Genomic DNA, 13,380 nt, shown 5'->3' with positions numbered 1-13,380 from the left:
ATGCCGGAATATACCCCACGCAAACGCCGCGCCCCGTACAAAAACCCTCGCCCAAACAAAGCGCCCCCGCATGACAACGGGGGCGCAAAACAGTAACAAAAACGCCGGTACCATAGAATACTGACCGTGTGAACGGAAACAGGCATGTGCCCGCTCCACCCGGACATGCCCTAAAAACTCTTAATGGCCCGCTGACAGAACGCCACGGTATCCTTGGACATGTTTTCCACGCCCGGAGCGTCCGGGCCGAACAGCCTGCGGCGGTTCACGCCCACAAGCAGGGTGGCGATGACCAGCGCCGTTTCCGGCACGGGCACATCTTCACGCACGGTGCCGTCCTGAATGCCCCGCTTGAGGCAGGCCACCACTGTTTCCGCAAGGAAATCGTAAAAATCCTGCATAGCCCTGCGGGCGCTTTCTATGGTGGTATAGGTGTTGAGAAGCACCTTGAACTCGGTGTTCCGGCCATCCACAAATCCGCACAGATCAAGGATGAGCGTCTCTATGAGACAATATCCGGACTTCTGCCGTTCTCTTATCTGGCTCAGCAGATCTCTGTAATCTGCCATGAAATTCTCGACAATCACGTCGAAAATCTGCTGTTTGGACTTGTAATGCCTGTATATCGCCGCATCCGTCACCATGGACGTTTTGGCTATCTGCGCGATGGTGGTTCCCTTGAACCCGTTCTCCGCGAAAAGTTGCTTGGAATTCTCCAATATCAGGTCTTTGGATGATGCCATGGATGCCTCGTTGTGGTAAAAACGTTGCGGCACAGCCGGTTGCGCGCCTCGTAACGGGCAACGTCATACGGCAGGCGGATATGGTTGCATCCGCACGCCGGGCAGCGCCAGCAGCATAGTGCACCTTCGGGCCGCAAAATGCAAACGCGCAGGTGCATACACGCAACACTACAACAAATCCTGCCCTGTTCCCGTGTATTCGCGGGGCACTTCCTCACCCCGCAGCACGCGCAGGGCTCCCGCCGCAAGTGCCTGCATTTCTTCCACGTCCGGCAGCACCACAAAGGGCGCGACAAACCCCGCCCGCCTGCGCAGCCGTTCCACCAGCCGCACGCTGCGGGCCATGCCGCCTGTTATGACAACAGCGTCCACGCCGCCCTGTCCCCGGCTGTTCTCCACCCCGTCGAGCAGGGCAGGGGCAAGCGAGACCAGTTCCTTGGCAATGGCATAGGCCATGGCCTCAAAAACCTCTGCCGCTGCGGTATCTCCGGCTTCCATGCGCCGCTCCACCTCGCGCAGGTCGTTGGTGCCCAGATGCGCCCACAGCCCGCCCTCTTTGAGAATCACGCGCCGCAACGCCTCGAAGGTATAGGTGCCTTCGTGCACCAGTTGCAGCACACCCAGCGCGGTGAGCCTGCCTGTTCTTTCCGGTGAAAAAGGCCCGTCGCCGTCCAGCGCGTTCACCACATCGCAGATGCGCCCGTGCCGGTGCGCGGCAACGGATATGCCGCCGCCCATGTGGCAGACCAGAAACTTGCCCGCCTCATAGGCAATGCCCAGCCGCCGGGCAGCGGTGCGCGCCGCCGCGCGCTGCGAAAGCGCATGAAAGACGCTGCGTCGGGGCAGTTCCGGCAGGCCCGATATGCGGGCCACGGGGTCCAGTTCATCGGTGACCACCGGGTCCACGATTATGGCCTCCACCCCGTGGAGCAGAGCAAATTCCCTTGCCAGCGGAGCGCCCAGATTGCACGGGTGCTCGCCGTGCCGCGCGCAGGCAAGGTCGTCCAGCATGGGCTGCGTGACCCGCCACGCACCGCCGCGCATGGGGGCCAGCAGTCCGCCGCGTCCCACCACGGCGGCAAGGGGCGCAGTGCCGTAGCCATGCGATTCCAGCGCATCCACGATGGCGGCACGGCGCAGGGGCAGTTGCTCCGCCACGCTTTCGTACCGGCGCAGCGTTGCCTTGTCGTGCTCCACCGTATGCGAAAAAAGTTCGGTCTCCGCATCGTACAGGGCAACCTTGGTGGAGGTGGAACCGGGGTTTATGGCCAGAATGTGCAGGCCCTGATTGCGGACTTGCTGAGCGGCACCGGCCTGTTGCGCCCGTTCGCCTGCATGGGGGGGGATGCTCTGGTGGGCAGGTGTCATGTTTCTCTCCCGCCGGAAGCAGTCTGGTCAGAAGCTGTTTGGCCGGAAGCTATCTGGCCGGAAACAGTCTGGCCGGAATCATTCTGGCCGGCACACACGCTGTTTCCCGCAGCAGCGGCCATGAGCGTGGCAAGGGCTATGGAAAAGAACTTGGTCCTGTCCGTATCTCCGCGCGAAGGCAGCACAATGGGCACACGGCTGCCCGCCACGATGCCCGCCATGTCCACGTTCATCATGGAGGTGAGCGCCTTGTACAGAATGTTACCGCTCTCTATGTCCGGGGCGACCAGAATATCCGCCCGCCCCGCCACGGGGTTGTCCACGCCCTTGCATTCCACCGCACGGGCGGAAACGGCAAGGTCCAGCGCAAACGGCCCGGCCACCTGCGCATCTCCGAACTCGCCCTGCTCACCCATGCGCGCGACCATCTGGGCATCCAGCGTGGCGGGCATGGCGGGGTAAATGACTTTTTCCGTGGCCGCGAGCATGGCCACGCGGGGGGCGGAAATGCCCAGCGCCCGCGCCACCGCCAGCGCGTTGCGCACGATATCGGCCTTACGTTGCAGGTTGGGGGAAATGTTGATGCCCGCATCGGTCAGAATCATCAGCCTGTCCTGTCCGGGGGCGCCAAACACGCCCACGTGCGAAAGCACCCCTGCGGGCGGCACGCCGGTTTCCTTGTTCAGCACGCCGCGCAGCAGCACATCGGTGCTCACCTTGCCTTTCATGATGGCTCCGGCATCGCCCGCGCGGTACAGGCGTATGCACTGCTCCACCGCTGCGGCAGGCTCCGGGGCGTGGTGGAATTCGAAGGGGGCAAGGTCCGCGCCCAGCCGTTCCGACACACGCGCCGTCTGCTCCCTGTCGCCCACGAAAATGGGCTCTGCCAGTCCCCGTTCATGAGCGGCAAGGCAAGCCTGAATGACAAAGTCCTCGGCGCAGGAGGCCACCGCCAGCCGCGGGACACCGGGCATGCCCAGCACCCGCTCCACCAGCCCTTCCAGAGTTCGTATGGTCATGCGCGCTCCGCCGTCACTCATCGCCACGCTTCAGGGCAACCACGCCTGTGCGGCACAGGCTGCGTATGCCGTGGGGCCGGAGCATCTTGATAAGCCCGTCCACCTTGTCTTCGTCGCCGGTTATCTCCACGCTGATGGTTTCCTGCCCCATGCCTACCACGTTGGCGCGAAAAACCTCAAATATCTGCATGACCTGCGCCATGCTTTCCCGCGTGAATCCCACCTTGATGAGGGCCATCTCCCTGTCCACAAACTCCTTGCGAGACAGGTCATCCAGTTCCGCTATGGAATCCAGCGTCTTCAGCTCTTCCAGCACGGCTCCTATCTGGTCGTCATGGTTCTCTACCGTTATGACGAGGCGGGAGACGTCAAACTCTTCCGTCTCGGCACAGGAAATGGACTTGAAGTTCACCCGGTGCCTGCGGAAAACATCCGTTACTTCGGCAACAGCGCCGAAACGATTCTTCACCAGCGCGGAGATGGTATGTTTCATATGGTCTGCACTCCTTGATATGCTCCGCGCACTATAGCCTGCTCCGCCCCGCTCCACAACAGCCCCCGGTAATGTCACGCCTGTGCGCAGGGGCAGCGCAATAACAGCGGCCCGCGCACACGGCAGCGGGCTTACTGCCGTGCGGCGGACCGCAGGGTGTGACCGGGCTGCGCGCAGGGGCAGCCCGCAGTGCAAAATTTTCCGTCAGAACAGCAGGGCAACCATGCCGTTTCCGGCGCTGAACAACTCCGGTACCTCCAAACCTAAAAACACAGCGCATTCCGTGCCGTACCGCGCCCCCTGTTCAGGGAGACGCGCGGGCGTGCCGCGGGCAGCATCAGATATCAAAACAGCCCCGCTCATCCATGACCGGGCAGACAAGGTCCACCCCGGAGCGCAGGTGCAGGTCCATGAGTGTTCTGAGCGACTGGGGCGTGTGGCGCGAAAGGCGCGCGGTAAATGCCCTGAGCAGCGCGGGAGAGGCGCGCCCCTGCAAATACAGCCGCCGCAGCCACTTCCACCTGTCACGGTAAGGGTAACAGCGGCTCACGCCTGCCTTGGCAATGGCCCTGTCCATGGCCTCCACGGCAAGGTCTCCCTGCCGCAGCACCATAAAGTCGCGGCCCCACGCCGTGAGCCCCTGCCGTGTCTGTTCTGTCTGGTGTTCCGGGTATTCCGGCACTCGGTATCCCATAGCCCACCTCCCTCGTCAAAAGAGGCTCTTCCACCTACTACGAAATATGAGGATTCGCACAGGCAAAGGCAATGATTCTTTGCGCCGCAGCGCGGAATATCATGTGCGCTACAACCCGTGCCAGCCTCACGCCTTCTTGCGCAGCACGGGTAAAACAGCTAGACAGTTTCTTTAGCCTATACGCACGGTGCCCCTGCGGCACCTTAAGGAGCATACATATGTGTGGCATCATTGGTTATACCGGCCACAGGCCCGCTGTTCCGCTCATAATAGAAGGGCTGCGCAGCCTTGAATACCGCGGATACGACTCCGCAGGCGTGGCCTTTATCCAGCACAAGGACCTTGTCACGGTCCGGGCGGAAGGCAAGCTTGCCAATCTGGAAAACAAGCTGATGGGCATGAACGTTTCCATTGCCACCTCCGGCATGGGGCACACCCGCTGGGCCACCCATGGTATCCCCGTGGAACGCAACGCGCACCCGCACATGTGCAGCGATGGTTCGCTGGCCATCATCCATAACGGCATCATTGAAAATTACCAGCCGCTCAAGAACGAACTGAAGGCGCTGGGCTACACCTTCTGCTCGGAAACAGACACCGAGGTGCTTGCCAACCTTATTGCGGAAGGACGCAAGCAGACAGGCGCGCTGGACAAGGGTATAAGCTGGGCGCTCCAAAGGGTGGAAGGAGCGTATGCCGTGGTGGTTTACGCACTGGACATGCCCGGTGTTATATTTGGCGCGCGCCTTTCCAGCCCGTTTGTGCTGGGGGTGGGACAGGGTGAAAACTTTGTGGCCTCGGACATTCCCGCCTTTTTGCCCTACACCCGCGATGCCGTGTTCCTTGAAAACGGCGAAATGGCCCGCATAGAGGCCAACAGCTGGCAGGTGCTGGACGTAAAGACGCTGGAACCCATTGAAAAACAGGTGCACCACATCCAGTGGGACGTGCAGGCCGCCCAGAAAGGGGGCTACAAGCACTTTATGCTCAAGGAGATTTTTGAGCAGCCCCGCGTTATCACCGACTGCATGACGGGCCGCGTGGACTGGCAGCGCAAGGAAGTTTCGCTGCCGGAACTGGATGCCCTGCCCGTGCCGCGCCGCCTGCATATTGTGGCCTGCGGCACCAGCTACCATGCGGGCATGTGGGGCCGCCATCTGCTGGAAAACTGGGCGCAGATTCCCGTGAATGTGGAAATTGCCTCGGAGTTCCGCTACCGCAATCCCATTCTTGACCCGGATGACGTTATTCTTGTCATCAGCCAGTCCGGCGAAACGGCAGATACGCTTGCCGGGCTGCGCATTGCGCGCGAGCGCGGCATACGGGTTATAGGCCTGTGCAACGTGGTGGGGTCTTCTATCGCGCGGGAATCCGATACGGTTATTTACACGCAGGCCGGGCCGGAAATTTCTGTAGCCTCCACCAAGGCCATGTGCTCGCAGATGACCGTGCTCACCCTCATGGCACTGGCATGGGGCAAGCGCAAGGGATGCCTTGCGGACGACATTCTCCAGAACGCCGTGACGGGCCTTTCCAAACTTCCCGGCCAGTTGGAAATGGAACTGCCCCGCATGCGCTCTGAGGCGCAGAGCATTGCCCGCCAGTACTCCTCTGCCCGCAGCTTCTTCTTCCTTGGTCGCGGACAGTGCTACCCGCTGGCGCTGGAAGGCGCGCTGAAGCTCAAGGAAATCTCTTACATCCATGCGGAAGGCTATGCCTCCGGCGAGATGAAGCACGGCCCCATTGCGCTTATAGACCCGGCCTTCCCCACCTTTGCGCTGGCGCTGAGCGACGGCCTGTATTCCAAGGTTAAATCCAATCTGGAAGAGGTGCAGGCACGCTCGGGCAAGATCATTGCCCTTGCCAACCCCGGACACGACCTGAATGTGGACCACACATGGATTATCCCGGAAGCATGGGGCCCGCTCGGCTCCTTCCTTGCCCTGCCCGCCTTGCAGCTCTTCAGTTATGAGGCGGCGGATTATCTGGGCAAGGACGTGGACCAGCCCCGCAACCTTGCAAAGAGCGTTACCGTGGAATAGCTGTGCCGGTGCCTGCGGCAGCCCTTTGCAACCGAACGTGAAACCATGCCCGTGGGAGGCTCCATGTCTCAATTTGCCGATGTGACTGTTCTTAAACAGGCGAACGTTTATTTTGAAGGCAAGGTTACAAGCCGCAAGATAGTGTTCCCGGACGGTTCTTTCAAAACGCTGGGAATTATGCTGCCCGGCGAGTACGAGTTTGGCACTGATGCGGCTGAGGTGATGGAGATAATGCAGGGCACGCTCAAGGTGCTGCTGCCCGGAGCCGAATGGCGCACCGTAACGGCGGGCGAGAGCTTTGACGTTCCCGCCGGAATACGGTTCAAGCTGGTGGTGGAAACCCTTGTGGACTACTGCTGCTCGTACATCCGCTGACAGGCTGTTCATTACGGGCAGGAGGGAAGGCGGAAGACGCCGCCTGCCGGAGCGGATGTTGCCGGTACGGCATGGTGCGCGGAGCGGCTGCCGGATAGCGCGGGAAGAATGGGAACGTGTTCAGGGATGAGGGGACCTTCATCTGCTTGACACGACAGATTCGTGTATATACATAGTATATACACGCGCTACACCTATTCCATGACCTGAGAGGGAACCCATGCACACAACTACCAAGCTTGCCAAATGGGGTAACAGCCTTGGCATTCGCATTCCCAAGCACCTCGCGACCGAGATAGGACTGGATGAGGGCGCCCTTATTGAAGTCTTTTCCCGCGAGAATGAGCTTGTGGTGCGTCGCCGGTCTCCTGCGAAGCGGTATGACCTTGGGGAGCTGCTTACGCAGATCACGCCGGAGAATCAACACTCGGCTGTTGATTGGGGGCCGGAAACAGGAGGCGAGGTTTGGTAACGCCTCTGGAGAAAGGGTCGCTTATCTGGGTTAACTTTGACCTGCAAGCAGGACACGAACAGGCAGGGCATCGCCCCGCGCTGGTGATAAGCGAAGCAGCCTACTTAGCGGCAACAGGCTTGGCACTTGTTGTGCCGGTGACGAGCCACAAAAAAAACTACCCCTTTGAAGTAACGCTCCCTGCCGGGTGTGCTATTTCGGGGGTAATTCTTTCTGATCAGGTTAAATGCCTTGACCTTAAGGCACGAATGTTCAAGCTGGCGGGCAAAGCCCCGCAAGATGTTGTTGACGACGTGCTTGCCAAGCTTGCGGCCTTGGTCGGGTGGACGTAACAGGGGAGTGAGGGATTGGTGACAATGGGCCGAACATGAAAACGGGGTCCTAAGCGGCCCCTATTGTTTTTGCTTTTGAACGTTACGCCACCAACCGGCATCGGTATTCATACATACCTGCAGCCACTTGACATATATGGCTGACGATTATACGCGCTTACCTACCTGCCCGCTGCACACTGCTGCCGCACATGCAGACCTTCATCAGGCACGCAAGCCTGCCAGACAAAACCAGATCAAAGCAACCGCGTTACCGCGCGCACCTCATAAACTTCCGCCGCTTTGATCATACCTTCTGCGCACATGTTCGCAAAACATGCGCTGTACCTTACCATGAAAAGCACACTGGACGACAGACATCTGCTGGAACAAGGCCCTGTAAGCAGGCTCTTTTGTAAATACGCGCTGCCAAGCGTGGTTACTGTTGTATTCTTCGGCATTCAGAATATTGTTGATGGCGTAATTGTGGGCAACCATATAGGCCCGGACGCCATGGGCGGCATAAACATTATTCTGCCGCTCTTCAACATTATGCTGGTGGTTGCACTTGTTGTGGGCGTTGGCAGCCAGACCCTTGTGAGTCTGGGGCTGGGTGAGCAGAATATTGCACGTTCTCAGGATGCCATGACCACCGGGTTCTGGACGCTGGTTCTGGTGGGCCTGCTGACAACGCTGCTCCTGATACTGCTTGCCGAACCGCTCACACGGCTGATGGGCGCGGACGAGCGGCTGCTGCCCCACGCACTGGGCTATCTTTACGGACTGGCGCCTTTTACGCTTCCGCTGATTTTGTGCTTCTATTCCGACATCATGCTGAAGGCACTGGGCTACCCCAAGGTTTCCATGTCCATCATGTCTTCTGCGGTTGTGCTGAACATACTGCTGAGCCTTATTTTTGTGATCGGCCTTGGGTGGGGCACGATGGGTGCCAGCATTGCCACGGGCATTGCCTTCAGCACCGGGTTTTTGGTTTCCGGCAGAATCACCTTTAACCGGAAGCAGCGCCTCTCCATGCTGAAGGGACGCTTCCGCCTGCCGCTGTTGCGCAATGCGCTTTACAACGGCTCTTCCGAAGGCATGTCGGATTTTGCGGCTTCTGTGAGCATTCTCATCATCAACCTGACGGTGGTACGGATGCTGGGGGCGGATGGCGTGGCGGCATTCACCGCCATAAACTACATCAACTTTACCGGCGTGCTGCTGTTTCTGGGGATTTCTGACGGGCTGATTCCTGTGCTGAGCTTCAACCACGGCGCACGGAACCACGCGCGGGTGAGGCAAATTTTCCGCTTTGCCGCAAAGGTGAACACCTGCATCGGCGTCTGCGTGTTCATTGTGCTGCAACTCTTCGGCGATGCTGTGCTTCTTCTGTTCTTCGACAGCCGCGAGTCCAGCGCGTTCGGCATTGCGGAGGCAGGCCTTTTTATCTACGCCTTCGCGTTCCTGATGAACGGCCTTAATGTGCTTATCACCGCCTATTTCACAGCACTGGGAGATGCCAGAAGCTCGATTATTGCCGCAACGCTGCGCGGTCTGGTGTTTGTGCTGGCAGGGGTTGCGGTTCTTCCGAAATTCTTCGGCATCTCAGGCGTTTGGATGGCTATTCCGCTGGCAGAACTGCTGGCACTGGGCGTGGCATCATTCCTTGTGGTACGGGCAAACCGCACGCTGCTGAAGCCTGCTGACGACTGATAAAACTCTCCCTGCGGCGGTTAACGCCCCCCCACCACTGCCGCACGGCCTATGCGCGAGGCACAGAAAGACAACGGCCCCCGGCGCATACGCACCGGGGGCCGATTCTTTTCCTGAATATCCTGCTTCTGGAACGGCTATGGCTCCAGCGCCTGCGCCATGTCGGCCAGAATATCATCTATATGCTCAATGCCCACTGACAGGCGGATGAGGTCGGGGGTTATGCCGCCCGCGCGCTGCTGCTCCTCCGTAAGCTGCGAATGGGTGGTGGAGGCGGGATGGATGGCAAGGCTCTTGGCATCGCCCACATTGGCAAGGTGCGAGACCAGCTTCAGGCTGTCTATGAACCGCGCCCCTGCCTGCACGCCGCCACGGATGCCGAACACCACCATGCCCCCGTAGCCGCAGCCGTTTCCGGCAAACTGCTCGCGCGCCGCCGCATGGCCGGGGTCATCCTCCAGTCCCGGATACCGCACCCACGCCACCTGCGGATGCGCCTGTAAAAACTTTGCCACCCGCAGGGCATTGGCCCCGTGCCGTTCCATACGCAGGCTCAGCGTTTCCAGCCCCTGCAGGAACAGCCAGCTGTTGTCCGGGCTTATGCAGCCGCCCAGATTGCGCAGCGGCACAAGCCGCAGCCGCAGGGCAAACGCCACCGGGTTAAGCGGGCCGAGGTCGTGCGCATAGCGCAACCCGTGGTATGAGGTGTCCGGCTCATTGAACAGGCTGAACTTGGGGTCGGTCCAGTCAAAGGTGCCGCCGTCCACAACCACGCCGCCCAGCCCCGTGCCATGCCCGCCGATCCACTTGGTAAGAGAATGCACCACCACATGCGCCCCGTGTTCCAGCGGGCGGAACAGGCACGGCGGGGTGAAGGTGGAATCTACCACCAGCGGCAGATGAAACTCCTGCGCCACCTTTGCCACATCGCGTATGCGCACCACATCCAGCGCAGGGTTGCCGATAACCTCTGTGAACAGCATGCGCGTTTTGGGCGTTATCTGCCTGCGGATGGAATCGGGATCGCTGAAATCCGCAAAGCGGGTGACGATTCCCTGACGCGGCAGGATGGCATCGAACATGGTGTAGGTTCCGCCATACAGGTTGGAGGCGGAAACAATCTCGTCTCCGGCACGGCAGATATTCAGCACGGTGTAGTGTACGGCGGTGGTGCCCGATGCCAGCGCCACCGCTGCCGCCCCGCCTTCCAGCGCGGCGAGCCGCTGTTCCAGCGCGTCCTGCGTGGGGTTCATCAGGCGGGTGTAGATGTTGCCAAGCTCCTTAAGGGCAAAGAGATTGGCGGCATGTTCCGTATTGCGGAACAGGTAGGCCGCAGTGCGGTGCACGGGAATGGCCCGGGCGTTTGTGCTGTCTGCCGTGAACCCTGCGTGCAGGGCCTTGGTTTCGAAACGATGGCCGGTTGTCATGACTGTATGCTCCTGTCGTTTGCGGTGTGGTTATGCGGACGTTCTATCATGAACACCCCGTACGATGCCCGGATATTCGGCAGCAGCGTTACATGCCGGGGAAACAGGGTTCCGCAGGGCATGGTCACTGCCGCCTCGCGCATGATGCGGAAGGGGATCTCGCGCGCATAATGCCGGAAATCTTCCAGCGTCAGCACGCGGATATTGGGGGTATCGTGCCATTCAAAAGGCAGCTCTTTAGTCTTGGGAGCCCTGCCGCCGAACATGGCCTGCCACCGCACCCGCCAGTAGCCGAAGTTGGGAAAACTGACGATGCCGTGCCTGCCCACGCGCAGCAGGTGCTCCAGCATACGCGAGGGACGGTGCACCTGTTGCAGGGTCTGGCTTACGATCACATAATCAAAGGCGTTGTCCGGATAGTGGGGCAGTTCCTCGTTCACGTTGCCCTGCACCACGCTCAGCCCCTGTGCTATGCACCGCACGGCGGCTGCCTCATCCAGTTCTATGCCGCTGCCGCGCACCCCTTTTTCGCGCACAAGGTAGCCCAGCAGCGAACCGTCGCCGCAGCCCACGTCCAGCACGCGGCTGCCCGGATCTATCCACGAGGCGATGACCTGCTGGTCAAAGCGCAGTGCCGTGTTGCCGTTGTTTTCAGACATGGCGCAAAAATCCTCCCAGTATGTCGCTGAACCGCTCGTTGGGCAGCAGAAACGCATCATGCCCCCATTTTTCCGTTATCTCGCAGAAGCTCACTTCCGCACCCGCCCCTTGCAGGTGCGCCACCAGTTCCCGCGACTGATAGGTGGGATACAGCCAGTCAGACGTGAACGAGACCACCAGAAACCGCGTATGGGTGCGGGCAAAGGCCTGCGCGGCATAGCCCTGCGGGTTGTCCAGTTCCATATCGAAGTAGTCCGCCGCCTTGGTCACGTACAGGAAGCAGTTTGCATCAAACCGCTGCACGAACTTGCGCCCCTGATGGTGCAGGTAGCTCTCTACCTGAAAATCCGTCTCGAAGTTGAAGGAAAGCCGTTCCCTGTCCTGCAGGTTGCGTCCGAACTTCACATGCATGGACTCGTCTGAAAGATAGGTGATGTGCCCTATCATACGCGCCACGGCCAGTCCCAGATCGGGGGCCGCGCCGCCGTAGTAGTCGCCGTGCTTCCAGTTGGGGTCGGAGATCACGGACTGCCGCGCCACCTCATTGAAGGCGATGGCCTGCGCCGAATGCCGCGTGGTGGTGGCAATGGGTACGGCGGCCTCCACCATATGCGGATACCGTGCAGCCCATTCCAGCACCTGCATGCCGCCCAGCGAACCGCCCAGCACGGCACGCAGCCGGGGAATGCCGAGATGGCTGACCAGCGCATGCTGCGCCGCCACCATGTCTGATATGGTCACCACGGGAAAATCCAGCCCGTAGGATCTGCCCGTGGCGGGGTTCACGCTTGCGGGTCCCGTGGAACCGTAACAGCTGCCCAGAATGTTGGAGCAGATGACAAAGAACCGGTCCGTGTCCACGGGCTTGCCCAGCCCCACGTATTCATCCCACCAGCCGGGGCGGTCTGCACCTGTTCCCGCGCTGTCCGTTGTGTGGTTGGCCGCGTGGGAATCGCCTGTGAGGGCATGGCAGATGAGCACGGCGTTGTCCCGCGCGGGCGAAAGGGTGCCGAAGGTTTCATACGCCAGTTGCGCATGGTCCAGCACCGCGCCGCTGCGGAAGACCAGCGGTTCCGGCAGCACAAACAGCCTTGCGCCGTTGGCGGGCTCCGGCTGTGCGGGAATATCTGTATCTGTTTGTTGTATCATGATGTTCTCGTTATGCGGTTGTTCTTGTCCGCCTTGTGTATCCTTGGCTGGCCGTGGCTGCCGTGGCAGGCCGAGGTTGGTCATACGGCCATATATACGGCGTTTTGGCTGCCAGCATCTGGCCCAGGAGTATCGGTACCGGGAACCGGAGAAGACCGGATGCCGCCGGATAAAACCCGATACGCCGTGCCAGCCCGGTCTGGACCAATCAAGACCGGACAGGAATACGGACAGCCTACACCATTTCTCCCGGCATGGGGAGATATGGGCGTCATTCCGTAGAAGCGTATTTGTTTGCGCAGGGAGAGAGCAACGCGCCGGGGCTTCCGGCAGGAAGGGCGCGTTATGCGGGCACGGGGCCCTTAGGGCATTCGCCGCCCGAAGGGAGATTCTTCGCCACGTCCGCCACCTTCATGGCGGGAAGGCGCACTGCGGCGCGGCACGCGCACGGGAACAGGCTGGGCCTGCGGACGGGAGGCGGCAGCGGCTATTCCCAGCACGGCGGCAGCAAGGCCGAGCACGGCAGCCACCAGTGAAGAGGCCAGCACATGCGGCAGGGAAGCGTCTGCAAGGGGGAGAATTGAGGCTGTGAGAGGGGTCATGGCGTATTTCCTCATCGGTCCCGGAACCGGGCTGGCAGTAGCACCTTGGGCCGGCACCGCACATGCGGGCGGGCTGTCAGGTTGCTAGGCGGTCAACGAGCCAGGTCTCTCGCGCCTTCTTAATGATTTTCATTCTTGATAATCTATCCGTCCGTTCACGTCAAGCACGGGTATTGCCGTCATCGGGGCAATTACACCGCCTGAGGCGCACCGCATATCCTTGTGCGGAGCATCTGGACATTGCGCACGGCTTGCCCTATCCAAACATATACATAACGCATCCATGCGGCGTGCAACGGCCTGCACCGCCTC

General features: G+C 60.5%; 14 protein-coding genes and 1 riboswitch. Of the genes, 5 read left to right on the top strand and 9 right to left on the bottom strand.

What is annotated here, in order from left to right; all coding sequences use genetic code 11:
• Positions 1-170 precede the first annotated feature (170 nt).
• From HUV26_RS08015 to HUV26_RS07995, 5 genes are all read right to left on the bottom strand, one after another.
• Complete coding sequence (locus tag HUV26_RS08015; RefSeq protein ID WP_174409606.1) at positions 171-743, bottom strand: TetR/AcrR family transcriptional regulator; 573 nt, start codon at positions 741-743, stop codon at positions 171-173.
• Between the two features lie 168 nt (positions 744-911).
• Positions 912-2,111 carry a butyrate kinase gene (buk, locus tag HUV26_RS08010; RefSeq protein WP_174409605.1) on the bottom strand — a complete coding sequence of 400 codons (1,200 nt, stop codon included), beginning with the start codon at positions 2,109-2,111 and terminating at the stop codon, positions 912-914.
• A complete protein-coding gene (locus HUV26_RS08005) occupies positions 2,108-3,130 on the bottom strand; it encodes a bifunctional enoyl-CoA hydratase/phosphate acetyltransferase (RefSeq protein WP_174409604.1) in 1,023 nt (340 codons plus the stop codon). Before HUV26_RS08005 ends, buk begins: the two co-directional genes overlap by 4 nt.
• A gap of 13 nt (positions 3,131-3,143) precedes the next feature.
• The gene (ilvN, locus tag HUV26_RS08000; RefSeq protein ID WP_174409603.1) at positions 3,144-3,623 is read right to left on the bottom strand and encodes an acetolactate synthase small subunit; all 480 of its coding nucleotides are present in this window, start codon (positions 3,621-3,623) and stop codon (positions 3,144-3,146) included.
• A 337-nt stretch (positions 3,624-3,960) separates the two neighbouring features.
• Positions 3,961-4,317, bottom strand: a complete 357-nt coding sequence (locus tag HUV26_RS07995; protein ID WP_174409602.1) for a hypothetical protein — start codon at positions 4,315-4,317, stop codon at positions 3,961-3,963.
• 218 nt (positions 4,318-4,535) lie between these two features.
• Here HUV26_RS07995 and glmS point away from each other — a divergent pair, with 218 nt between their 5' ends.
• From glmS to HUV26_RS07970, 5 genes are all read left to right on the top strand, one after another.
• Positions 4,536-6,359: a glutamine--fructose-6-phosphate transaminase (isomerizing) gene (gene glmS, locus HUV26_RS07990; RefSeq protein WP_174409601.1), complete on the top strand. Its 1,824-nt coding sequence runs from the start codon at positions 4,536-4,538 to the stop codon at positions 6,357-6,359.
• Positions 6,360-6,422: 63 nt separating this feature from the next.
• Positions 6,423-6,734, top strand: a complete 312-nt coding sequence (gene ppnP / locus HUV26_RS07985; protein WP_174409600.1) for a pyrimidine/purine nucleoside phosphorylase — start codon at positions 6,423-6,425, stop codon at positions 6,732-6,734.
• 220 nt (positions 6,735-6,954) lie between these two features.
• Complete coding sequence (locus tag HUV26_RS07980) at positions 6,955-7,206, top strand: AbrB/MazE/SpoVT family DNA-binding domain-containing protein (RefSeq protein ID WP_174409599.1); 252 nt, start codon at positions 6,955-6,957, stop codon at positions 7,204-7,206.
• A complete protein-coding gene (locus HUV26_RS07975; protein ID WP_174409598.1) occupies positions 7,200-7,538 on the top strand; it encodes a type II toxin-antitoxin system PemK/MazF family toxin in 339 nt (112 codons plus the stop codon). Before HUV26_RS07980 ends, HUV26_RS07975 begins: the two co-directional genes overlap by 7 nt.
• A 333-nt stretch (positions 7,539-7,871) precedes the next feature.
• A complete protein-coding gene (locus tag HUV26_RS07970) occupies positions 7,872-9,230 on the top strand; it encodes an MATE family efflux transporter (protein WP_174409597.1) in 1,359 nt (452 codons plus the stop codon).
• Positions 9,231-9,367: 137 nt separating this feature from the next.
• Here HUV26_RS07970 and HUV26_RS07965 read toward each other — a convergent pair whose 3' ends face one another.
• The 4 genes from HUV26_RS07965 to HUV26_RS07950 all read right to left on the bottom strand — a co-directional run bounded on the left by HUV26_RS07965 (position 9,368) and on the right by HUV26_RS07950 (position 13,068).
• Positions 9,368-10,657 carry an O-acetylhomoserine aminocarboxypropyltransferase/cysteine synthase family protein gene (locus HUV26_RS07965; RefSeq protein ID WP_174409596.1) on the bottom strand — a complete coding sequence of 430 codons (1,290 nt, stop codon included), beginning with the start codon at positions 10,655-10,657 and terminating at the stop codon, positions 9,368-9,370.
• Positions 10,654-11,316 (bottom strand): methionine biosynthesis protein MetW, encoded by a 663-nt coding sequence (gene metW, locus HUV26_RS07960; protein ID WP_308483154.1) that lies wholly within the window; start codon positions 11,314-11,316, stop codon positions 10,654-10,656. Before metW ends, HUV26_RS07965 begins: the two co-directional genes overlap by 4 nt.
• Positions 11,309-12,466, bottom strand: a complete 1,158-nt coding sequence (gene metX / locus HUV26_RS07955) for a homoserine O-acetyltransferase MetX (protein ID WP_174409595.1) — start codon at positions 12,464-12,466, stop codon at positions 11,309-11,311. The genes metW and metX overlap by 8 nt, the downstream gene beginning before the upstream one ends.
• Positions 12,467-12,828: 362 nt before the next feature.
• Positions 12,829-13,068: a hypothetical protein gene (locus tag HUV26_RS07950; protein ID WP_174409594.1), complete on the bottom strand. Its 240-nt coding sequence runs from the start codon at positions 13,066-13,068 to the stop codon at positions 12,829-12,831.
• A gap of 8 nt (positions 13,069-13,076) precedes the next feature.
• Positions 13,077-13,197: riboswitch (SAM riboswitch) on the bottom strand.
• Positions 13,198-13,380: the final 183 nt, after the last annotated feature.

This window comes from Desulfovibrio psychrotolerans (assembly GCF_013340305.1).
Lineage (GTDB): Bacteria > Desulfobacterota > Desulfovibrionia > Desulfovibrionales > Desulfovibrionaceae > Halodesulfovibrio > Halodesulfovibrio psychrotolerans.
The sequence above is the reverse complement of the archived record's forward strand: the minus strand, read 5'-3'. Positions and strand labels throughout refer to the sequence as shown.

What these genes read in the sequence shown, in the direction of transcription:
- metX (WP_174409595.1), bottom strand. Translation starts at nt 12,466, where the DNA reads ATGATACAACAAACAGATACAGATATTCCCGCACAGCCGGAGCCCGCC.
- HUV26_RS08005 (WP_174409604.1), bottom strand. Translation starts at nt 3,130, where the DNA reads ATGACCATACGAACTCTGGAAGGGCTGGTGGAGCGGGTGCTGGGCATG.
- ppnP (WP_174409600.1), top strand. Translation starts at nt 6,423, where the DNA reads ATGTCTCAATTTGCCGATGTGACTGTTCTTAAACAGGCGAACGTTTAT.
- HUV26_RS08015 (WP_174409606.1), bottom strand. Translation starts at nt 743, where the DNA reads ATGGCATCATCCAAAGACCTGATATTGGAGAATTCCAAGCAACTTTTC.
- HUV26_RS07950 (WP_174409594.1), bottom strand. Translation starts at nt 13,068, where the DNA reads ATGACCCCTCTCACAGCCTCAATTCTCCCCCTTGCAGACGCTTCCCTG.
- ilvN (WP_174409603.1), bottom strand. Translation starts at nt 3,623, where the DNA reads ATGAAACATACCATCTCCGCGCTGGTGAAGAATCGTTTCGGCGCTGTT.
- HUV26_RS07980 (WP_174409599.1), top strand. Translation starts at nt 6,955, where the DNA reads ATGCACACAACTACCAAGCTTGCCAAATGGGGTAACAGCCTTGGCATT.
- HUV26_RS07995 (WP_174409602.1), bottom strand. Translation starts at nt 4,317, where the DNA reads ATGGGATACCGAGTGCCGGAATACCCGGAACACCAGACAGAACAGACA.
- HUV26_RS07965 (WP_174409596.1), bottom strand. Translation starts at nt 10,657, where the DNA reads ATGACAACCGGCCATCGTTTCGAAACCAAGGCCCTGCACGCAGGGTTC.
- glmS (WP_174409601.1), top strand. Translation starts at nt 4,536, where the DNA reads ATGTGTGGCATCATTGGTTATACCGGCCACAGGCCCGCTGTTCCGCTC.
- metW (WP_308483154.1), bottom strand. Translation starts at nt 11,316, where the DNA reads ATGTCTGAAAACAACGGCAACACGGCACTGCGCTTTGACCAGCAGGTC.
- HUV26_RS07970 (WP_174409597.1), top strand. Translation starts at nt 7,872, where the DNA reads ATGAAAAGCACACTGGACGACAGACATCTGCTGGAACAAGGCCCTGTA.
- buk (WP_174409605.1), bottom strand. Translation starts at nt 2,111, where the DNA reads ATGACACCTGCCCACCAGAGCATCCCCCCCCATGCAGGCGAACGGGCG.